The sequence below is a fragment of the Streptomyces sp. RLB3-17 genome, from assembly GCF_007113425.2.
GTDB classification, from domain to species: Bacteria; Actinomycetota; Actinomycetes; order Streptomycetales; family Streptomycetaceae; genus Streptomyces; species Streptomyces mirabilis_D.
The window spans coordinates 4251939-4273588 of record NZ_CP041610.2 but is presented as its reverse complement, the minus strand read 5'-3'; the positions used below and the strand labels follow the sequence as shown (position 1 = coordinate 4273588).

The window sequence follows — 21650 nt, the reverse complement described above, 5'->3', positions numbered from 1 at the left end:
GCAGCTGCCGCCGGGCCCCTCCCCGTTACCGATTCCGCCGGAATCCGCGTCCGCGTGCTCAGGCCTCCGACGTGGCGTCGACCGGCTCCTTGGCGCCCGCCGGCGCGCCGACGCCCGCGGGCTCGGTCGCCGCGGAGCCGCCGAGCTTCTGCTTCACGAAGGCGATCACGAGCACGATCGCGGCGACGAGCAGCGACAGCAGTACGGTCTCGCGTCCGTCGTGTTCCGTGTCGGTCAGCATGTAGCCGAGGACGAAGACGATCAGCGCGGCCGTCGCCCAGGTCAGGTAGGGGTACAGCCACATCTTCACGACCAGCTTCTCCGGCGCCTCGCGCTGGATGATCTTCCGCATCCGCAGCTGCGAGAAGCAGATGACCAGCCAGACGAACAGGGCGACCGCGCCGGAGGAGTTGACGAGGAAGAGGAAGACCGAGTCCGGGAACTTGTAGTTGAAGAAGACGGCGACGAAGCCGAAGACGACCGAGACGACGATCGCGGCCATCGGGACACCGCGCGAGGTGGTCTTCGCGAACACCTTGGGCGCGTCGCCGCGCTCGCCGAGCGAGAACGCCATCCGGGAGGCCGTGTAGAGCCCGGAGTTCAGGCAGGACAGCACGGAGGTCAGCACGATGAAGTTCATGATCTCACCGGCGTGCGCGATGCCGAGGGAGTCGAGGGCGGCGACGTAGGAGCCCTTGTCCTTGATGGAGGGGTCGTTCCACGGCAGCAGGGACACGACGACGAGGATCGAGCCCAGGTAGAAGACGCCGATGCGCCAGATGATGCTGTTGGTGGACTTGGTGACGGCCCGCTGCGGGTCCTCGGACTCACCGGCGGCGAGGGTCGCGATCTCGCTGCCCATGAAGGAGAAGACGACCAGGAGCACACCGGTGAGGATCGCGCCGGGCCCGTGCGGCAGGAAGCCGCCGTGCTGGGTCAGATTCCCCAGGCCGGCCTTCGGGGCGTCGACACCCGGCAGCACGCCGAAGATCGCGAGGCCGCCGACGATGATGAACGCGCCGATCGCCACGACCTTGATCCCGGCGAACCAGAACTCGAACTCGCCGTACGAGCCGACGGAGACCAGGTTGGTCGCGGTGAGCACGATCATCACGATGAGCGCCCAGCCCCACTGCGGTACGCCGGGCATCCACCCTTCGAGGATCTTGGCCCCCGCGGTCGCCTCGACGGCCAGCACGACCACCCAGAAGAACCAGTACAGCCAGCCGATCGAGAAACCGGCCCAGCGTCCGAGTGCGCGGTCCGCGTGCGCGGAGAACGAACCGGAGGTCGGGTTCGCGGCGGACATCTCGCCCAGCATCCGCATCACCAGCACCACGAGCGTGCCGACGAGGGCGTAGGAGAGGAGGATTCCGGGGCCCGCGGTGGCGATACCGGAGCTGGAGCCCACGAAGAGGCCGGCTCCGATGACGCCACCAATGGCGATCATGGTCAGATGACGGTTCTTGAGTCCTGCCTGGAGGCCCGAACCGGGTTCTCCGGGGCCTCCGGGGCCGCTTGCGGCCTTTGTGGGGGTCGGCTGCGAGGTCATGAGGGGGATTCCTTTGCGCCGGGTGAGCAGATTCCCGTACGAGCGGTGTACGGACCCGAGCGGGTCCTTGTAGGGACCCTGTAACGAGCCGGTCCAGTGAATCGGAGGCAAAGGAATTCGTGAACCTTTGAATCCAGATCGTTACTTGAGGTTTCCTTGAGGTTTGTAGTGTTGCTCACAGTTTTCGCTGGCGACACCCGGCGACGCCGATCCGAAACGGCCGTGTCACACTCGGACCATGCGCGTGTATCTCGGCTCCGATCATGCCGGTTTCGAACTCAAGAACCACCTCGTCGAGTGGCTCAAGGCCGCCGGGCACGAGCCCGTCGACTGCGGGCCCCTCATCTACGACGCCCAGGACGACTACCCGCCGTTCTGCCTCCGCGCGGCGGAGCGTACGGCGGCCGATCCCGAGGCCCTCGGCATCGTGATCGGCGGCTCCGGCAACGGGGAGCAGATCGCGGCGAACAAGGTGGACGGGGTTCGTGCCGCGCTCGCCTGGAGCGAGGAGACTGCGTCGCTGGGGCGGCAGCACAACAACGCCAACGTGGTGGCGGTGGGTGCGCGGATGCACTCCGAGGAGGAGGCGACGAAGTTCGTGGAGGTCTTCCTCTCCACGCCCTTCTCCGGTGACGAGCGCCACGTTCGTCGCATCGACATGCTCTCGGCCTACGAAAAGACCGGCGACCTCCCGCCCGTCCCGCCCCACCACCCCCAGCAGGCCTGAGCCTCCGACCGCGGGTGCGCAGGGGTTGCTCGCGCACCGGATCCCCGGCCGCGCGGAGTTCTTCGGCTGCGGGTGGGTGGGGGTTGGTCGCGCAGTTCCCCGCGCCCCTAGAGGATCGGGGCTGCGCCCCGGATCCCTGGCCTGGTGTCGCTCTTTGGCCGCCGGGCCGGTGGGGGCTGATCGCGCAGTTCCCCGCGCCCCTAGAGGATCGGGGCTGCGCCCCGGATCCCCGGCCTGGCGTCGTTCTTCGGCCGCGGGCCGGTGGGGGCTGGTCGCGCAGTTCCCCGCGCCCCTAAAAGCTTCCACCCCGGCCCGCACTTTCAGCCTGTCCGGCGTTTGAGGACGAGGCCGTTCAGGCCGATGCGGGAGGTCCGGGGCGGATGCCCGCAGGGGTCCAGGGGGGCGGTAGCCCCCGGTGGGGTGCAGGGGCGAAGCCCCGCAGGGTGCAAGCACGGAGCCCGGCAGGGTTCAGGGACGGAGCCCCGCAGGGTTCAGGGACGTAGCCCCTGGTGGGGTGCAGGGGTGTAGCCCCGCGGGGTTCGGGGGCGTCGCCCCCGGTGGGGTTGAAGGGGCGGAGCCCCTGGGGATGGGACGGGTAGGGGCGGCGGGGGCGAAACAACCCCCGAGCCGTCGACGCCGTAGAAGACACTGCCGTACGAGGAGGACCCCGTGCCCGAGGGGCACACGATTCACCGGCTGGCCGAGGACTACGAGGCCAGGTTCGCAGGCGGGCCCACCCGCGTCACCAGCCCCCAGGGCAAGTTCACCGACGCCGCCGCCCTCCTCGACGGCACCCCCCTCGAACACGCCGACGCCCACGGCAAACACCTCTTCCTCGCCTTCCGCACCGCCGACTGGATCCACATCCACCTCGGCCTCTTCGGCAAAGTGACCTTCGGCGACGCCCCCGCCCCACCCCCCACCGACACGGTCCGCCTCCGCCTCGCGAACGCCACGTCGTACGTCGACCTCCGCGGCCCCACCACCTGCGCCCTGATCACGGACGACGAGAAGCAGGCGATACACGCCCGCCTCGGCCCGGACCCCCTCCGCGCCGACGCGGACCCGTCGGCGGCGTACCACCGCGTCTCCCGCAGCCGTACGACGATCGCCGCCCTCCTCATGGACCAGAAGATCATCGCGGGCGTCGGGAACGTCTACCGCGCAGAAGTCCTCTTCCGACACGGCATCGATCCGTACCGCACGGGGAAGGACATCACCCCGACGCAGTGGGGCGCGATCTGGACGGACCTGGCGGCACTCATGCGCGAGGGCGTCCGCAACAACCGCATCGACACCGTCCGCCCGGACCACACCCCCGAGGCCATGGGCCGCCCACCGCGCGTGGACGACCACGGCGGCGAGGTGTACGTGTACCGCAGGGCCAACCTGCCCTGCCACATCTGTGGCGGCGAGATCCGCACCGCCGATCTCGCCGCCCGCAACCTCTTCTGGTGCCCGACCTGCCAGAACAGCTGAACCGGGGTCGCCCCCCCCGGGGGGGGCTAGAACCCGTGCGGCAACCAGGGCGCGACCGCCGACGAGAAGCCCACCGAGGCCTCCGCGAGCGCGCCCTGCCGCAACTCCCGCACCCGCCCCGCCGCCGCGAGCGAGGCCAGGGACACCCCGCCGAGGTACGCCGCCCCCAACTCCCGTACGGACAGCGCGAGATCGGCGGCGTCCGACGTACGCACACAGGTCGCGCCCTTGGTGTCCCCGGTGAGCCGCCAACGCCCCTCGTTCCAGGGGCAGAACAGGTCCTCCACCTCGAACACCACGTCCACCGGCGCCTGATACGTCCGCGCCTCCAGCGCGGCACCGACGTCCACGAGGCGCACGTGCAGCGCGTCCCGCATCCGCACCGCGCAGCGACGGATGTCGGACACCATGTGCTGCCACGCCTCGTCGACGGGGCGACCGAGCGCGTGCAGCGTGGACGTCAGGTCGATCTCGAAGAGGAACCGCCACAGCGCCGCGTGCGTCGCCGGGTCGAGCGCCTCCAGTTGGTCGAGGCGGACGGTGAACCCGGCCCCGCGGTGGTCGCCGTCCTGCTTGATCCGGTACCGGGCGTAGCCCACGACCTCGTCGTCCCGCTCGGCGACCACGCACTGCAACGGCGACGCTCCGTCCCGCTCGCTCTCCGGGTCGAGCAGCATCGCCCGGTCCCAGCCGGGCCGCCGCGCCAGCATCCCGGGCCGGCCCGGCACCAGCCGCGCGTACACCGCCTCGCAGGCGTCGAGTACGTCGGCAGGCGCGGCGTACCGCAGACGTACGTCATCGGTGCCGGGCGGTACGGACAGACGTACCCGGGTCGTGTCGATCTCGACGTTGTACTGGTGGGTCGCGATGCCGTAGCCGAACCGGCCGTAGATCACCGGCTCCGACGCGGTCAGCACGGCCAGCGGTTCGCCCCATGAGCGGATGTCGTCCAGCTGCCGCCGCATCATCGACCTCAGCAGCCCGCGCCGCCGGTGGGTGGCCGCGACGCTCACCATCGTGATGCCCGCGGCCGGTACGGAGGTGCCGCCGGGGACGGTGACCCGGAACGAGAACGCCCCCGCGGTGCCCACACACTGGTCGCCGTCCCAGATCCCCAGGAAACGGTCGTACTCTGTGAGCGCGTTCATCACCTCGCGCTCCTCGGACGACTCCGGTACGCCCCCGAACGCGCGGACCAGGTTGTCGTACCACGTGTCCCACTCGGGCTGCCGCAACACCCGCAAGTCAGTCGTCATACGCCATGCCTACCAGGGCAATGCGGTACGAGCGAGGGAATTTCCCCCACCTCCGGGGGCGCCGTTCACTGTGATGTTGAGCGCTCGGACGGGGGACAAGTGGGACCTCCCGTGCCAAGCACCTGGTCCGATGGATAGGGTCCCGAACTAATGGCAGCAGGACGAGAGCGGCGCGCGGAAGCCGAGACGTTCACGGCCCGGTTGAAGAAGCAGTGGCACCGGGCTCGCATCGGCGTGCGCAGATCCGCAGTCGACTACTTCCGCGGCGACGGTTCGGACTGGATCGCACTGGCCGGTCTGCTGCTGACCATCCCCGTGATCGCGGCCACGACGCTGATGAACTCGGTCTGGTGCTCCCCGGCCGCGCTGGTCCTGCCGATCGTCGCGGGCGGCCTGCTGCTGCGCCCCGCCAGCCTGCTCGGCCTGTACGCGGCCGCCGCCACCGCACTGATAGTGGAGTCCGTGAAGCTGGGCCCGTACACCGAGGGCCCCTCCCGGGTCACCCCGGGCGTGGTCCTGGTGGTCGCGGCCTGCGGCTTCTTCGGCCTGCTGATCGCCCAGTTCCGCAGCCGGGTCGGCGTGCCCTGGCGGCGCGGCGGCACCATGCTCTTCGACCTGCGCGAACGCATCCGGGTGCAGAGCAAGCTGCCGGGCCTGCCGCTGGGCTGGCACCGGGAGATGGCCTTGCGCCCGGCGGGCGGTCAGTCGTTCTCGGGGGACTTCGTCGTGGCCGCACGTACGAACAGCGGCCGAACCCTCGAAGTCGTCCTGACCGATGTGTCCGGAAAAGGCATGGATGCGGGGTCACGCGCCCTGCTCCTCTCCGGAGCCTTCGGCGGCTTGCTGGGATCGCTCCCACCCCACGCCTTCCTGCCCGCCGCGAACGGCTACCTCCTGCGCCAGGACTGGGACGAGGGCTTCGCCACGTCGATCCACCTGGTCCTGGACCTGGACTCCGGCGACTACGAACTCTTCTCCGCCGGGCACCCGCCGGGCCTTCAGCTCAGCGCGGGCAGCGGGCGCTGGGAGGAGAAGGCCGCGGAGGGTCCGCTCCTCGGGGTGTACGACGGTGCCCAGTTCGACCCCGTCAAGGGTTCCCTGCGGCCCGGGGACGTCCTGATGCTGTTCACGGACGGTCTGGTGGAAACCTCCGACCGTGACATCGTCGAGGGCATCGACCGCCTCACCGGCGAGGCCGACCGCTATGTCGCGGGCGGATTCCACGGCGCCGCGTGGCACCTCATCGAGGCGGTCGCCAAGGACGTCAACGACGACCGGGCCCTCCTCCTGATCTGCCGAGACGGCACCACGGCGACCCGCTGACGACGGCGCCGGGTCCGGCCGCGCGACCCCCACCCGCCCCGACCCGCGTCATTCAGCCCGTCCGGCGTTTGAGGACGAGGCCGTTCAGGCCGATGAGAGGGTCCGGGGGCGGAGCACCCGGGGACGGGCCGGGCAGGGACCGTACTTCCCGCCCCTTTTGCACGGGTCCCTCGCCTTGTACGGGCCCTTCGCCGGGGCGGTTGTCATGCTCGGTCTGACGGCGGTCACCGTCACCGCCCGCTCGGCGCTGCGGCGGGAGACACTGGAGGGGTGACGCAGACTCTCCTGACCCTGGCCGAAATAGAGGCCCTCGCCCGTACGGCGCACGCCGCCCAGACCGACAAGGCGGGGCGACCGTACACCGAGCACCTGCAGGCCGTCGTGGACGGGGTCCGTGAGCGCGGGGGCGACGACGAGCAGATCGCGGCGGCCTGGCTGCACGACGCCGTCGAGGACGACGTGCTCTCCGAGGACTGGCTGCGCGAGGCCGCGCTGACCGAGCGGACGAAGGACATCGTGCTGGCGCTGACCAAACGCGAGGGAGAGCCCCCGGAGTCCTACGCGAAACGCATTCGTACCACTCCGGGAGCTCTCGTGGTCAAGGCCTCGGACCTGGCGCACAACGCCGACCCGGCCCGGCTCGCGGTCCTCGACGAGCACACCCGCGCGCGGCTGACGAAGAAGTACGCCGCGATGCGGGCGCTGCTGGGACTGCCGCCGGGCTGACGGTGGCCGTACCGGGCCGAACGTGGTTACGCCGGAGCCTTGGCCCATTCGCGGGCCGGCTCTGTGGCGTCCCGCTTGAAGGCCCACTCCATGCTGGGCTCCATCGCGAAGCGGAAGACCCGTCGGACCGGCGCCGTGCACAGCAGGGTGACGGCCACGCCCGCGACGAGGGTCACGAAGATCTCGCCGAGCGGCCGGTGCAGCCACTCGTGGTCGAACCAGCCCCAGTAGTCGCCGCCCTTGACCAGGAAACCGTGCAGCAGATAGCCGTACAGCGTGCCCGCGCCGAGCGCCGTGAACCACATCCTGCGGCGCGGCACCCAGGCGAAGAAGCACGCGGTGAGCAGCAGTGAGCAGCCGAGCAGGGCGAGCACCATCACGGGGCCGACCCACCAGGGGGCACCCAGCTCCTGGGCGCTGTCGCGGTGGTAGAACCAGCCGGGGTTCATCCGCGGTACCGCCCACCAGCTCACGACCAGCGCGGCGGCGAACACCGGCACCGACAGGATGCGCACCTCGCGGCGGCGCACCAGCTGGAAGTGCTCGGGCTTCATGCACAGACCCAGCACGAAGAACGGCAGGAACTGGAGCGTCCGCTGCAGATCCAGGTCGTCACCGATGGACGGCGAGGTGGTCGCGAGCATGGCCACGAGGAGCGCGAGCGGAAGCGGCCGACGGACCAGCTTCCACAGCGGCGTCGTCAGCCGCCAGATGAACAGCGCGCACAGGAACCAGGTGAGGAACCAGGGGTCGAGCAGGCTGACCGGCAGCGACGGATCGTCGTCGGCCCAGCGCTTGAAGAGGACGTACGCCACTTCGAAGACGACGTACGGCACGGCGACACCGGTGACCAGGCGCTTCAGCCGGTCGGCGCGCATGTCGAAACTGCGGGAGAAGTAGCCGGAGATGATGATGAAGGCCGGCATGTGGAAGGCGTACACGACCATGTACGCGGCTTCGAGGGCGCGGCTTTGACCCTTCAGGGGCTCCCAGGCATGGCCCACGGCCACGAGCACGATCGCCAGGTACTTGGCGTTGTCGAAGAAGGCGTCACGCGGTTTGCCGGGCCGGGTGGCCGTGGCGTCCGTGGAGGCGGTGGTGGCCGTGGCGCCGGCCGGCTTCGAAGTCCGGTCGGACGGCCGGCTCGGGGCCGAGCGCGGGGTCGGCACCCCCTCCGCCGGCCGCTCCGCAGGGGGGAGCGGCGTTCGACGGGGACCGTTCGGGTGGAGCGAGTTCGTCACGAAGCCTCCCACCAGGAACCGCGGGGAGCGGAGGGAGCGGGGGAGACGATCCAGGACCTTGCTGCTCTTGCGGGGGACGAGGCGGCGTGGAACATCCGAGGCACCCTAGCGTTGTCTGTGTGTCCTCGTAAAAATCCTGGCGTTATTCCTGCTTATCGCGTGTGAGTTCGTCCGTGAGTAACGTTTCGAGTGCCCAGAAATTGAGGATTTCCCCTTACCGCGTACGACAGTTGTGGCGTCGTTCTGTCCGCATTCGTCACGACTAATTGGTGCATAACACTCGCGGGCGACTCCGGTGAAATGTCCAATCTTCGGCGCCTTCGCTGTCTTCGGGGACGTCTTCCGGGCGTCATCGGGGGTTTCTTCGCCGCGTCCGTGACGGCAAGTGGAAATTCCTGCGAACGGGATGTGTGGACACGGCAACGATCCCTCGGAATTCCCCGTGCGGGCGCACGGTCGAATTACCGTACGGGGTCGCGCAGTTGGTCCGTCGCGGGAGGGTGGGGGAGTGCGGTTCCCGGGCGGTTCCGACCGATGATGTGTCACCTGCGGCATACGGGGGCCGCGTTGGTGGCACGATGGTTCTGGCGGGGGTGTGCGGGGCTGCACCCTCGGGCCGGGAGAGCGGACCGACCGTAGGGTGTGATCAGTTGTGGCCATTTCGCTGTCAGTGGTACTGCTGTTGGCGATCATCCTCGTGGTGCTGATCCGAGGGGGATCGATCAAGGCGGGGCCCGCCATCGTCGCGGTGCTCTTCGGCTTCTTCCTCGCATCGACCGGAATGGCTCCGTCCATCCAGCGGTTCCTGGACTCGATAGCGCAGACGATCAACTCGATCAGTTTCTGATCTCCGGTTCTGATCTCCGGGCGGGACGGGCCGGCGCCTTCACGCCCCCATTCGTGGACGCGGCCCCGACGGCCGCGCCCCGGGCCGACGGCGCTCTCCATGCCGGCTCGATCGGCGATCCGACCGACCGGGAAATTCCTCGGCGATCCGGCCGGTCGGCAGAACGACCGGCGTTCCGACCGGGCGTAGCCGGTCCGGAAGATCGCGTATGCGGATCGCGCCTGCGCCGCCCAGACGCTGGCCGACCCACCGATCGTCGTCGGTGGGACGAAAGTGGATCATTGTGCCGCATCCGCAACGCGCGAGGCTCCCGTGCCGTCGAGGGAGGGTGCGCGAAGTCCTCAACCCACCGGCGCGGGAGCCTCGTTGGTCCCCTGTCCTGCCGCACCCGCTCTGTCCGACGGCATCTACGCCATCGCGATGACACTGCTCGTCATCAACGTGGCGATCCCCGCACATCTGGACGACGCCGCATTCCACAAGGCCCTGAGCGATGCGCTTCCCCACCTCGGCGCCTTCGCCCTCAGCTTCACCCTCATCGCCGGATTCTGGCGCCACCACCGCCGCATCCTCACCGCGCTGCCCACCGAGCCGGCCGTGATCACCCGCCTGACCCTCCTCGGCCTCGGCCTGGTCGCCCTGCTGCTGTTCCCCTGGCCTTCGTCGACACGGAAGCAGCCATGACCTCGGCCGTCCTGCGGCGTGGGAGTGATCCCTGGAGGCCGCCGTCCACGATCGGCGCATCCCGCAGGGTGGTTTTGCCCCCTGCCTCAAGGGCACACGACCAGTGAGAGTGTGCGGAGGTGCCGAGATGAGCGCCGGAGAACGAGCCAAGGCAAAGGCCGAGCAGGTCGTCGGAAAGACCGTGCGGAAGGCGGCCCACGCGGTGCACAAGGAAACCCTTGCTGCGAAAGGTGCCGCACTCGAAGCACGGGGCATGATGCGGGGTGCGAAGGAACAGTCCAAGGGCTCCTTCAAGCACTGACAAGTTCATGGCATTGGCGCACCCGTGGTCGTGTGGCGCCGAACCTCCACAAGGCAGTGGCCATCCGGCGAGCCGCGGTATCAGGGGCGGTTTCGCGCGCGAGCCGACGTCGGCTCCTTCAGGCGGCTGAAACCGTCGGGTGAAATGGCCCTGACCAGGTGAATCTGTCCAGGCCGGCGGCGTGCGCCCGGCTCTGCCCGGGCCGCGCCCAAGACCGCTGCGGGCAAGTGCACGAGGGGGACACGCGGGACCGATCGGAGTCCCGGAAAGCGATCAGGGCCAGGCGGAGGAGTGAACCTCTGACCTGGCCCTGATGCGTATGGAGCGGGCGACGGGAATCGAACCCGCGTAGCTAGTTTGGAAGACTAGGGCTCTACCATTGAGCTACGCCCGCACAGAGAGCACCGCAGGTCAGTGACCCCGGCACAGGAGGCATCGTAGCGGGTCGCACCCCGTCCCCGCACACCCCGTTCCGCGACCCCGCGGACGCTCGTGAAATGCGGCAGCCGCGCTGTCTCCGGGCATGTACCCTACGTGTCGCACCGACGGGGTGTGGCGCAGCTTGGTAGCGCGTCCGCTTTGGGAGCGGAAGGCCGTGGGTTCAAATCCCGCCACCCCGACCACCAGCCGGTTCCGGCGACACGTCAGACGACGGATCAGGCGAGAGAACAGACGCCCGACGGCCGATGGCCGGGATCGCAAGATCGCCTTTTGGGGCGTGTACCGCCTGCGGTTACTATGCAGGTTGCGCGCCCGTGTGTCTGCACTGTTACGTCTCTCAAGGGCCGCGAATCCGCTGAGGCTCTGCCTGATCTCGGCAGAAACAAAACAGCAGAACCCCGCAGCAGTACCCCCAAGAAGTCAGCCACAAGGAGACCGAACCGTGAAGAGCGCCGTGGAGAACCTGAACCCGACTCGGGTTCGGCTCACTGTTGAGGTGCCCTTCGAGGAGCTCAAGGACAGCCTCGACGCGGCGTACAAGAAGATCAACCAGCAGGTCACGGTGAAGGGCTTCCGGAAGGGCAAGATCCCGGCGCGCATCATCGACCAGCGGTTCGGTCGCGGTGCCGTGCTCGAAGAGGCCGTCAACGACGCGCTCCCGAAGTTCTACACCGAAGCGGTCAACGAGGCTGAGCTGAACGTCCTCGGCCAGCCCGAGGTCGACATCACGGAGCTGAAGGACGGCGAAACGCTGAACTTCACCGCCGAGGTCGACGTCCGCCCGACCATCGAGATCCCGGACTACTCCGGCATCGAGGTCGAGGTCGACGCAGTCGAGGTCGCCGACGAGGACGTCGAGAAGGCCGTCGAGGAGCTCCGTGAGCGCTTCGCGTCCACCTCGCCGGTCGAGCGCGCCGCCCAGGACGGCGACGTCGTCACGATCGACCTGGAGGCCAAGGTCGACGGAGAGGTGCTGGAGGACGGCGTCGCTTCCGACGTCTCCTACACCATCGGCTCCGGTGAGCTGCTGGACGGCATCGACGAGGCCGTGAAGGGCCTGGAGGCCGGCGGCGAGGCCACCTTCGCCTCCGAGCTCAAGGGCGGCTCGGCGGCCGGCAAGGAGGCCGAGGTCACCGTCAAGGTCACCCAGGTCGCCGCGCGCGAACTGCCCGAGCTCGACGACGACTTCGCGCAGCTCGCCTCCGAGTTCGACACCCTCGAAGAGCTCAAGGCGGACAGCCGCAAGCGCCTCGAGAACATGAAGCAGTACGACCAGGCCACGCAGGCCCAGGAGCGTGTCCTGGAGAAGCTGCTCGAGCTGGTCGAGGTCCCGGTCCCCGAGAAGCTGCTCGAGGACGAGATCAACACCCGTAAGCACAACCTCGAGCACCACCAGCTCGGCCAGATGGGCCTCGACCTCGCGAAGTACCTGGAGATCCAGGGCAAGACCGAGGAGGAGTTCGACGCCGAGACCAAGGAAGCGGCGATCAAGGGCATCAAGACCCAGTTCGTCCTGGACGAGCTCGTCAACAAGGAGAAGCTGAACGTCAACCAGGAGGAGCTCACCGAGCACCTCATGCGGCGTGCGGCCTCCTCCGGCATGTCCCCCGACCAGTTCGCCCAGGCGGTCGTCGAAGGCGGCCAGGTCCCGATGCTGGTCGGCGAGGTCGCCCGCGGCAAGGCCCTCGCGGTCGTCGTCGAGGCCTCCACGGTCAAGGACACCAACGGCGAGGTCGTCGACCTCGACGACGAGGAGGACGAGACCGAGTCGGCCACCGAGGTCGTCGCCGAGGTCACCGACGGTGACGAGGCCTCCACCGAGGCCTCCGAGGAGAAGCCCGAGGCGTAAGCCCACGGCACTTCAGCAGCTGTACGACGGCCCCCGGGGACACTTGTGTCCCCGGGGGCCGTCGGCCTTCAGGGGCGCGAGGAACTGCGCGCTCAGCCCCCACAGAGCCGCAGACGCGTCTGCCACGGACGGTCCATCGGCGGGTGCGGCTTGTGGTGGGTCGCTCGCGCAGTTCCCCGCGCCCCACAAGGGGCGGAGCCCCGCCGAACCCCCTGTCCGACCCAGCGGAGCGCATGCGCTCACAGCGAACAGTTCCTTCTGCGGGATTCCCCGGAGGGACCCGCGCGTTAGGGTCCATGAATACGAGGGCAGGGGAGTCCCCGAAGCCGCCCCGGGCGGTTGTCGCACCGGGGTCCCACGCCCCCAGCAGAAGACGTGAGACGGCCCGGCGCCGTCGTAAGACGAGCAGGTGGATACGTGACGAATCTGATGCCCACAGCTGCCGGCGACCCTATCGGTGGTGGCCTCGGCGACCAGGTCTACAACCGGCTGCTCGGCGAGCGGATCATCTTCCTCGGCCAGGCGGTCGACGACGACATCGCCAACAAGATCACGGCGCAGCTGCTGCTCCTTGCCTCCGACCCGGACAAGGACATCTACCTCTACATCAACAGCCCCGGCGGATCGATCACGGCCGGCATGGCGATCTACGACACCATGCAGTACATCAAGAACGACGTGGTGACGATCGCCATGGGCATGGCGGCCTCGATGGGTCAGTTCCTGCTCAGCGCGGGCACCCCCGGCAAGCGCTTCGCCCTGCCGAACGCCGAGATCCTGATCCACCAGCCCTCGGCCGGCCTCGCGGGCTCCGCGTCGGACATCAAGATCCACGCCGAGCGGCTGCTGCACACCAAGAAGCGGATGGCGGAGCTGACCTCCTTCCACACCGGTCAGACGGTCGAGCAGATCACTCGTGACTCGGACCGTGACCGTTGGTTCGACCCGATCGAGGCCAAGGAGTACGGCCTCATCGACGACATCATGCCCACCGCCGCCGGTATGCCGGGCGGTGGCGGCACCGGGGCGGCGTAAGCCCCTCAGCGCCCCCAGGGCGGCGCGTGGCCCCTCTGTCGCTCTCCGGGCGCACCCAGTGCCCCGGAGCGGCGCAGACGGCCCTCCAGCGCCCCGGCCGACCGCCTCAGGCTCTTACAGGCTCTTCAGGAGACACAGTGAACGACTTCCCCGGCAGCGGCATCTACGCCCGCACGCAGGCCGAGTACACCGGTCCTCGTGCGGAGTCCCGCTACGTCATCCCGCGCTTCGTCGAGCGCACCTCGCAGGGCGTGCGTGAGTACGACCCGTACGCGAAGCTGTTCGAGGAGCGCGTGATCTTCCTCGGCGTGCAGATCGACGACGCCTCCGCCAACGACGTCATGGCGCAGCTGCTGTGCCTGGAGTCGATGGACCCCGACCGCGACATCTCGGTCTACATCAACAGCCCCGGTGGCTCGTTTACGGCCCTCACGGCCATTTACGACACGATGCAGTTCGTGAAGCCCGACATCCAGACGGTCTGCATGGGGCAGGCGGCCTCGGCCGCCGCGATCCTGCTGGCCGCCGGCACGCCGGGCAAGCGCATGGCGCTTCCGAACGCCCGCGTGCTGATCCACCAGCCCTACAGCGAGACCGGCCGCGGCCAGGTCTCGGACCTCGAAATCGCCGCGAACGAGATCCTTCGGATGCGCGCGCAGCTGGAAGACATGCTGGCCAAGCACTCGACCACGCCGATCGAGAAGATCCGCGAGGACATCGAGCGCGACAAGATCCTCACCGCTGAGGACGCGCTCGCGTACGGCCTGATCGACCAGATCATCTCCACCCGCAAGATGAACAGTTCCGCGATCGTCTGACGTATCGCTGTATCGTCTGCCGCTCGTCTGTCGCCCCTTGGCGCGGTTCACGACAAAGTGAACCGCGCCAAGGGGGGCCCGAACGGGGGGCTCGGCAAGGTACCGTCGGACATAAGGCAGCACCAGGAGCCGCTGGACCTAGGCGTCTCCCAGGCGAAGGGGAAGCACACCGTGGCACGCATCGGTGACGGCGGCGATCTGCTCAAGTGCTCGTTCTGTGGCAAGAGCCAGAAGCAGGTCAAGAAGCTCATCGCAGGCCCCGGTGTGTACATCTGCGACGAGTGCATCGATCTCTGCAACGAGATCATCGAAGAAGAACTCGCGGAAACGAGCGAGGTCCGCTGGGAGGAGCTCCCGAAGCCCCGCGAGATCTACGAGTTCCTCGAGGGGTACGTGGTCGGCCAGGAGTCGGCCAAGAAAGCCCTCTCGGTCGCGGTGTACAACCACTACAAGCGGGTCCAGGCCGGTGAGAACGGCGGCGGTCAGAACCGGGACGACGCCATCGAGTTGGCGAAGTCCAACATCCTCCTGCTGGGCCCCACGGGCTCCGGCAAGACTCTGCTCGCCCAGACGCTCGCGCGCATGCTCAACGTCCCGTTCGCCATCGCCGACGCGACGGCGCTGACGGAGGCGGGGTACGTCGGCGAGGACGTCGAGAACATCCTGCTGAAGCTCATCCAGGCGGCCGACTACGACGTCAAGAAGGCCGAGACGGGCATCATCTACATCGACGAGATCGACAAGGTGGCCCGTAAGAGCGAAAACCCGTCGATCACGCGAGACGTGTCCGGCGAGGGCGTCCAGCAGGCGCTGCTCAAGATCCTGGAGGGCACGACCGCCTCCGTTCCGCCGCAGGGCGGACGCAAGCACCCCCACCAGGAGTTCATCCAGATCGACACGACGAACGTCCTGTTCATCGTGGGCGGCGCCTTCGCGGGCCTGGAGAAGCTCATCGAGTCGAGGGCGGGTGCCAAGGGCATCGGCTTCGGCGCGACGATCCGCTCCAAGCGCGAGCTCGAGTCCAAGGACCAGTTCGAGGCCGTCATGCCCGAGGACCTGGTGAAGTTCGGCATGATCCCCGAGTTCATCGGCCGGCTGCCCGTCATCACCTCGGTCCACAACCTCGACCGGCCGGCACTCCTCCAGATCCTCGTGGAGCCGCGCAACGCGCTCGTGAAGCAGTACCAGCGCCTGTTCGAACTCGACGGCGTGGAGCTGGACTTCGAGCGCGAGGCCCTGGAAGCCATCGCGGACCAGGCGATCCTCCGCCAGACCGGCGCGCGCGGCCTGCGCGCCATCATGGAGGAGGTCCTCCAGGCGGTGATGTACGAGGTTCCCTCGCGCAAGGACGTGGCGAGGGTCGTCATCACGGCGGACGTCGTCCTGTCCAACGTCAACCCGACGCTGATCCCCCGCGACGCCCGCGGTCGCGGCCCGGGCGAGCAGAAGACGGCGTAACCGCCACCGCACGCACGGACATACGGCGAAGGGGCCCCGGTCAACCGACCGGGGCCCCTTCGCCGTTGTTGCGCTCGCGGTTGACGCGGGCGGTCAGATCTTGACGCGGACGTCGTTGCGGAGCTTGGCGGCGGTGGCGGCCGCCTCGTCCAGCGAGCCGCTCTTGCCGGTGAGGAAGGCGGCGATGTCGACCGAGGTGACGGAGGCGACCGTGCTGTGGTCGCCCCAGACGCACAGGGGCACCTTCACGGTCTTGGGAGCGCCGGCCGTCGAGGTCGACGAGTCGGTGTTCGTGATCTCGGCCGCCTGGCACTTCAGGATGCCGTTGCTGAAGCCGGAGGGCTTGAACTCCTGCGGGCTGCCGAGCAGCTTGCCCTTGGTCTTGTCCTTGCTCTGGTTCTTCTCGGACTCCGTCTTCAGCTTGGCGAACATGGCGTCGACGACGGCCTCCGGGTCGTCGATCGTGCCGTACACACCGCTGAAGGACAGGTTCTTCGCGGTCAGGCCCGTGCCGTTCACGTAGCCCGCGCCGGCGTCCTTGGCGTTCTTCACGCCCCACTTCTCGAAGTCCTTGATGTCGCTGTCGGACATCGTGGGGGTGTCACCGGAGCTGTCGGACTTCTTGTAGGTGTCGTTGATGACCGTCGCGGGCGTCGTCAGCTTGTGCGGGCCGTCGTCCGCGACCGAACCACTGCCGCTGCTGCTACCACCGAGGACGAGATACGCCCCCACGGCGATCGCGGCGACGACCGCGACCGAGCCGATGACGAGCGCCGTCTTCTTCTTGCCACCGCCGGGCGCGGGCGGCTGCGGGGCGCCGTAGGGCTGCTGGCCGTAGGGAGGCTGCTGGCCGTAAGGGGGCTGCTGGCCGTACGCGGGCTGCTGACCGTACGGGGGAGTCTGCGGCGGGACACCCTGGGGAGCCTGCTGGGGGTAGCCGTAGCCGGGCTGCGGAGGAGCCTGCTGCGGATAGCCGTAACCGGGCTGGGGTGCCTGCGGCGGCTGGCCGTAGGGGCCCTGCTGCCCCGGCTGACCGTACGGCCCGGGCTGCTGGGGCGGCCCACCGTACGGGCCCGGCTGGTTGTAGCTCATCTCTGGGTTCCCCTCCAGATGCTTATGTGTTCCTGACATCCTGGCGTAACCCCTGGGGTGCCACGGCGGTGGGGGGCGGACCGTTACGAAAGAATCGTGTTTCGGGACAGGGCGGTGGCGCCCCTAAACTGACCCCGTGACCGAGAACTCTCAGCAGCCGCAATCAGAGCCCACTCCCGAACTGCCGACCCAGTACGCGCCGGCCGACGTAGAGGGGACGCTGTACGAGCGCTGGGTAGAACGTGGTTACTTCGAGGCGGACGCGAAGAGCGACAAGCCGCCCTACACCGTCGTCATTCCGCCGCCGAACGTCACGGGCAGCCTGCACCTCGGGCACGCCTTCGAGCACACCCTCATCGACGCCCTCACCCGCCGCAAGCGCATGCAGGGCTACGAGACGCTGTGGCAGCCCGGCATGGACCACGCCGGCATCGCCACGCAGAACGTCGTCGAGCGGGAGCTGGGCAAGGAGGGCAAGTCCCGCCACGACCTGGGCCGGGAGGCCTTCGTCGAGCGCGTCTGGCAGTGGAAGGCCGAGTCCGGCGGACAGATCTCCGGCCAGATGCGCCGCCTCGGCGACGGCGTCGCCTGGTCCCGCGAGCGCTTCACCATGGACGAGGGTCTGTCCCAGGCCGTCCAGACCATCTTCAAGAAGCTCTACGACGACGAGCTGATCTACCGCGCCGAGCGCATCATCAACTGGTGCCCGCGCTGCCTCACGGCCATCTCGGACATCGAGGTCGAGTACCAGGACGACGACGGCGAGCTGGTCTCCATGAAGTACGGGGAGGGGGACGACACGATCGTCGTCGCCACCACCCGCGCCGAGACGATGCTCGGTGACACGGCCGTCGCCGTGCACCCCGACGACGAGCGCTACAAGCACCTCGTCGGCAAGAACATCCGCCTCCCGCTCACCGAGCGTTTCATCCCGGTCGTCGCGGACACCCACGTCGATCCGGAGTTCGGCACGGGCGCGGTCAAGGTCACCCCGGCCCACGACCCGAACGACTTCGAGATCGGCCAGCGCCACAACCTGCCGAACATCGCCGTGATGGACGAGCACGCGGTCATCACGGTCCCGGGTCCGTTCCAGGGCCTGGACCGGCTGGAGGCCCGCTCCGCCATCGTCGCCGCGCTGCGCGCCGACGGCCGGATCGTCGCCGAGAAGCGGCCGTACGTCCACTCGGTCGGCCACTGCTCGCGTTGCAAGACCACCATCGAGCCGCGGCTGTCCATGCAGTGGTGGGTCAAGGTCGGCCCGCTCGCCAAGGCCGCCGGTGACGCGGTCCGCGACGGCCGGGTCAAGATCCACCCGCAGGAGATGGAGAAGCGGTACTTCGACTGGGTCGACAACCTCCACGACTGGTGCATCTCGCGGCAGTTGTGGTGGGGCCACCGCATTCCGGTCTGGTACGGCCCCAACGGCGAGGTCGTCTGCGTCGGCCCCGACGACGAGGCCCCGACCGGCGAGGGCTGGCACCAGGACACCGACGTCCTCGACACCTGGTTCTCCTCCGGCCTCTGGCCCTTCTCGACCCTCGGCTGGCCCGAACAGACCGAGTCGCTCGCGAAGTTCTACCCGAACTCCGTGCTGGTCACCGGCTACGACATCCTCTTCTTCTGGGTCGCCCGGATGATGATGTTCGGCCTGTACGCGATGGACGGCACCCCGCCGTTCCACACCATCGCCCTGCACGGCATGGTCCGCGACCAGTTCGGCAAGAAGATGTCGAAGTCCTTCGGCAACGCGGTCAACCCGCTGGACTGGATGGACAAGTACGGCTCGGACGCGCTCCGGTTCACCCTCGCGCGTGGCGCGAACCCCGGCGTCGACGTCCCGATCGGCGAGGACTGGGTCCAGGGTTCGCGCAACTTCGCCAACAAGATCTGGAACGCCACGCGCTTCGCGCTGATGAACGGCGCGACGGTGGAGGGCCCGCTGCCGGACGCCTCGGAGATGTCGGCGACCGATCGCTGGATCCTCTCCCGTCTCAACGCGACGGTCGCCGAAGTCGACGCGCTCTACGACGACTTCCAGTTCGCCAAGCTCTCGGACGTCCTGTTCCACTTCGCGTGGGACGAGGTCTTCGACTGGTACGTCGAGCTGTCCAAGACGACGTTCATGGCGGGCGGCGAGCCGGCGAAGGTCTCCGGGCGTGTCCTGGGCGAGGTCCTCGACGTCACGCTGCGCCTCCTGCACCCGATCGTCCCCTTCGTCACCGAGACGCTGTGGACGACGCTGACCGGCGGCGAGTCGGTCGTCATCGCCGAGTGGCCGACCGACTCCGGTTTCCGCGACGCGGGCGCCGAGCGTGAGATCGAGACGCTTCAGCAGGTCATCACGGAGGTTCGCCGCTTCCGTGCCGACCAGGGTCTCCAGCCCGGCCAGCGTGTTCCGGCCCGCCTCACGCTGGACGGCACCGCCCTCGCCCCGCACGAGGCGGCCATCCGCCAGTTGCTGCGGCTGCAGCCGGAGGGCGAGGCCTTCGCGGCGACGGCGACGCTTCCCGTCGCCGGGGCCACGGTGGCGCTCGACCTCTCCGGCACGATCGATGTCGCGGCCGAGCGCAAGCGGCTCGCCAAGGACCTCGCCGCCGCGGAGAAGGAGAAGGCCCAGGCGAACGCCAAGCTCGGCAACGAGGCGTTCCTCGCCAAGGCGCCGGACCAGGTCGTGGACAAGATCCGTACGCGGCTCGCCAAGGCGGACGAGGACATCGCCCGCATCCAGGCCCAACTGGAACGCCTCCCGGAGGCGTAACGGCTCTGTCGTAGCTGAACGAAGGCCCCCGGGACCTCACTGGTCCCGGGGGCCTTCGACGTCCCTCGGCTCAGCCCCGATCCCCTTGGCCGCGCGGAGTTGTTCGGCCGCGGGTGGGTGGGGGCTGGTCGCGCAGTTCCCCGCGCCCCTGAGGCGGGGGCTTCGCCCCGCATTCTCCCGTCCGCGCGGATTCGTTTGGCCGCGGGCCGGTGGGGGCTTGGCGCGCAGTTCCCCGCGCCCCTGAGGCGGGGGCTTCGCCCCGCGTTTTCCGTTCGCTCGGATTCGTTTGGGTGTGGGTGGGTGGGGGCTTGGCGCGCAGATCTCCGCGGCCCTAGATGCCTGGGCGCCGGGGCGTAGCCCCGCGCCTCAGGGGCGCGGGGAACTGCGCGGCCGGCCCCCACTCGCCCGCAGCCGAAGAACCCACCCGGGGGTCCGGGGGCGGAGCCCCCGGGGACGGGACGGGTAGGGGCGGCGGGGGCGAGAGACCCGGGGCGGGCTCGGCTCCGTAGACTGGCAGCGTGAGTGAGCTCCCCCCGCACGACAGCAGCGAGCCGGACGAGCCGGACCCCAGCGACCCGCACGGCCTCTTCGACGAGATCATCGCGGCCGAGACCGACCGCGACCCCGACCTCGCGGTGATCGAGGCCGGCAGCCGCACCCTGCGCACCCAGGGCGCCGACGCGGACCGGCAGGCCGACGTACCCGCCCGCCCCGCCGACCCCGAGGTCGACAAGGCGCTGCGCGAGGTGGAGTCCGAGCTCGCCAGCCGCTGGGGCGAGACCAAACTGGAGCCCTCCGTCAGCCGGATCGCCGCGCTGATGGACGTCCTGGGCGAGCCCCAGCGCGCGTACCCCTCGATCCACATCACGGGCACGAACGGCAAGACCTCCACCGCCCGCATGATCGAGGCCCTCCTCGGCGCCTTCGACCTGCGCACCGGCCGGTACACCAGCCCCCACGTCCAGTCGATCACCGAGCGGATCAGCCTCGACGGCGCCCCGATCTCCGCCGAGCGGTTCATCGAGACGTACAACGACATCAAGCCGTACATCGAGATGGTCGACGGCCAGCAGGAGTACCGGCTGTCGTTCTTCGAGGTGCTCACCGGCATGGCGTACGCCGCCTTCGCGGACAGCCCCGTCGACGTCGCCGTCGTCGAGGTCGGCATGGGCGGCAGCTGGGACGCCACCAACGTGATCGACGGGGACGTCGCCGTCGTCACCCCCATCGACCTCGACCACACCGACCGGCTCGGCGAGACGCCCGGCGAGATCGCCACCGAGAAGGCCGGCATCATCAAGCAGGACGCGACGGTGATCCTGGCGCAGCAGCCGGTGGACGCCGCTCAGGTGCTGCTGAAGAAGGCCGTGGAAGTCGACGCGACCGTGGCCCGCGAGGGCCTGGAGTTCGGGGTCGTCGCCCGGCAGGTCGCCGTCGGCGGGCAGCTGATCACACTGCGCGGGCTCGGCGGGGAGTACGAGGAGATCTTCCTGCCGCTGCACGGCCCCTACCAGGCGCACAACGCCGCCGTGGCGCTCGCCGCGGTCGAGGCGTTCTTCGGCGTCGGCTCGGCGCACGCCCAGCGGCTCGACATCGACACCGTGCGGAAGGCGTTCGCCGCCGTCACCTCGCCGGGCCGCCTCGAGGTCGTACGGCGCTCACCGACCGTCGTCCTGGACGCCGCGCACAACCCGGCGGGCGCCCGTGCCACCGCCGAGGCCGTGGGCGAGGCCTTCGACTTCAGCCGGCTGATCGGGGTCGTCGGCGCGAGCGGCGACAAGAACGTACAGGGGCTGCTCGAGGCCTTCGAGCCGATCTTCGCCGAGGTCGTGATCACCCAGAACTCCAGCCATCGCGCGATGGACGCCGACGAGCTCGCCGGGATCGCCGTCGAGATCTTCGGCGACGAGCGGGTGCAGGTCGAGCCGCGGCTCGACGACGCGATCGAGGCCGCGATCACCCTGGCCGAGGAGGAGGGCGAGTACGCGGGCGGCGGCGTACTCGTGACCGGCTCCGTCATCACCGTCGGCGAGGCCCGACTGCTCCTGGGGAGGGGCTGA

Annotated in this window: 17 protein-coding genes and 2 tRNA genes; 14 read left to right on the top strand and 5 right to left on the bottom strand. The window is 69.1% G+C overall.

All coding sequences use genetic code 11. The features are described from left to right. Positions 1-58 precede the first annotated feature (58 nt). Positions 59-1552, bottom strand: a complete 1494-nt coding sequence (locus FNV62_RS19630; RefSeq protein WP_225900301.1) for an amino acid permease — start codon at positions 1550-1552, stop codon at positions 59-61. Between the two features lie 238 nt (positions 1553-1790). On the opposite strand from FNV62_RS19630, the gene FNV62_RS19625 reads away from it, so the two are divergent. Both FNV62_RS19625 and FNV62_RS19620 read left to right on the top strand, forming a co-directional pair. After that, the gene (locus FNV62_RS19625) at positions 1791-2279 is read left to right on the top strand and encodes a ribose-5-phosphate isomerase (protein ID WP_097284726.1); all 489 of its coding nucleotides are present in this window, start codon (positions 1791-1793) and stop codon (positions 2277-2279) included. A gap of 669 nt (positions 2280-2948) precedes the next feature. Beyond that, on the top strand, positions 2949-3758 hold the full coding sequence (locus tag FNV62_RS19620; RefSeq protein ID WP_143655011.1) for an Fpg/Nei family DNA glycosylase: 810 nt from the start codon (positions 2949-2951) through the stop codon (positions 3756-3758). 26 nt (positions 3759-3784) lie between these two features. Here the strand turns inward: FNV62_RS19620 and FNV62_RS19615 are convergent, their stop codons facing one another. After that, entirely contained in the window at positions 3785-5014 is a 1230-nt protein-coding gene (locus FNV62_RS19615; protein ID WP_143601636.1) for a GNAT family N-acetyltransferase, read from the bottom strand. A 150-nt stretch (positions 5015-5164) separates the two neighbouring features. On the opposite strand from FNV62_RS19615, the gene FNV62_RS19610 reads away from it, so the two are divergent. Next, a complete protein-coding gene (locus FNV62_RS19610) occupies positions 5165-6337 on the top strand; it encodes a PP2C family protein-serine/threonine phosphatase (RefSeq protein WP_097284723.1) in 1173 nt (390 codons plus the stop codon). Positions 6338-6607: 270 nt separating this feature from the next. Then, positions 6608-7063, top strand: coding sequence for an HD domain-containing protein (locus tag FNV62_RS19605; protein WP_225900300.1), 456 nt, complete (start codon positions 6608-6610; stop codon positions 7061-7063). Positions 7064-7089: 26 nt separating this feature from the next. On the opposite strand, the gene FNV62_RS19600 is transcribed toward FNV62_RS19605, so the two are convergent. Then, positions 7090-8304 (bottom strand): acyltransferase family protein, encoded by a 1215-nt coding sequence (locus FNV62_RS19600; RefSeq protein ID WP_143655010.1) that lies wholly within the window; start codon positions 8302-8304, stop codon positions 7090-7092. Between the two features lie 652 nt (positions 8305-8956). Here FNV62_RS19600 and FNV62_RS19595 point away from each other — a divergent pair. From FNV62_RS19595 to FNV62_RS54625, 3 genes are all read left to right on the top strand, one after another. Beyond that, positions 8957-9151, top strand: coding sequence for a hypothetical protein (locus FNV62_RS19595; RefSeq protein WP_054231893.1), 195 nt, complete (start codon positions 8957-8959; stop codon positions 9149-9151). A gap of 366 nt (positions 9152-9517) precedes the next feature. Then, entirely contained in the window at positions 9518-9835 is a 318-nt protein-coding gene (locus FNV62_RS19590) for a TMEM175 family protein (RefSeq protein WP_225900299.1), read from the top strand. Between the two features lie 127 nt (positions 9836-9962). Next, positions 9963-10136: a hypothetical protein gene (locus FNV62_RS54625; protein ID WP_169081042.1), complete on the top strand. Its 174-nt coding sequence runs from the start codon at positions 9963-9965 to the stop codon at positions 10134-10136. Positions 10137-10456: 320 nt separating this feature from the next. Here FNV62_RS54625 and FNV62_RS19585 read toward each other — a convergent pair. Further along, positions 10457-10530 (bottom strand) — tRNA-Gly (locus tag FNV62_RS19585). 152 nt (positions 10531-10682) lie between these two features. On the opposite strand from FNV62_RS19585, the gene FNV62_RS19580 reads away from it, so the two are divergent. The 5 genes from FNV62_RS19580 to clpX all read left to right on the top strand — a co-directional run bounded on the left by FNV62_RS19580 (position 10683) and on the right by clpX (position 15737). Then, a tRNA-Pro gene (locus FNV62_RS19580) sits at positions 10683-10759 on the top strand. A 260-nt stretch (positions 10760-11019) separates the two neighbouring features. Then, positions 11020-12426: a trigger factor gene (gene tig / locus FNV62_RS19575; RefSeq protein ID WP_060897740.1), complete on the top strand. Its 1407-nt coding sequence runs from the start codon at positions 11020-11022 to the stop codon at positions 12424-12426. A 429-nt stretch (positions 12427-12855) separates the two neighbouring features. Continuing rightward, positions 12856-13461: an ATP-dependent Clp protease proteolytic subunit gene (locus FNV62_RS19570; protein ID WP_060897745.1), complete on the top strand. Its 606-nt coding sequence runs from the start codon at positions 12856-12858 to the stop codon at positions 13459-13461. A 137-nt stretch (positions 13462-13598) separates the two neighbouring features. Further along, positions 13599-14279, top strand: a complete 681-nt coding sequence (locus FNV62_RS19565) for an ATP-dependent Clp protease proteolytic subunit (RefSeq protein ID WP_060897739.1) — start codon at positions 13599-13601, stop codon at positions 14277-14279. A gap of 171 nt (positions 14280-14450) precedes the next feature. Beyond that, positions 14451-15737: an ATP-dependent Clp protease ATP-binding subunit ClpX gene (gene clpX, locus FNV62_RS19560; RefSeq protein WP_054231969.1), complete on the top strand. Its 1287-nt coding sequence runs from the start codon at positions 14451-14453 to the stop codon at positions 15735-15737. Positions 15738-15830: 93 nt separating this feature from the next. Here the strand turns inward: clpX and FNV62_RS19555 are convergent, their stop codons facing one another. Then, on the bottom strand, positions 15831-16829 hold the full coding sequence (locus tag FNV62_RS19555; protein WP_054231897.1) for a hypothetical protein: 999 nt from the start codon (positions 16827-16829) through the stop codon (positions 15831-15833). Positions 16830-16965: 136 nt separating this feature from the next. On the opposite strand from FNV62_RS19555, the gene FNV62_RS19550 reads away from it, so the two are divergent. Both FNV62_RS19550 and folC read left to right on the top strand, forming a co-directional pair. Next, positions 16966-19590: a valine--tRNA ligase gene (locus FNV62_RS19550; RefSeq protein WP_060897737.1), complete on the top strand. Its 2625-nt coding sequence runs from the start codon at positions 16966-16968 to the stop codon at positions 19588-19590. A 518-nt stretch (positions 19591-20108) separates the two neighbouring features. Further along, positions 20109-21650 (top strand): bifunctional tetrahydrofolate synthase/dihydrofolate synthase, encoded by a 1542-nt coding sequence (folC, locus tag FNV62_RS19545; RefSeq protein WP_143655009.1) that lies wholly within the window; start codon positions 20109-20111, stop codon positions 21648-21650.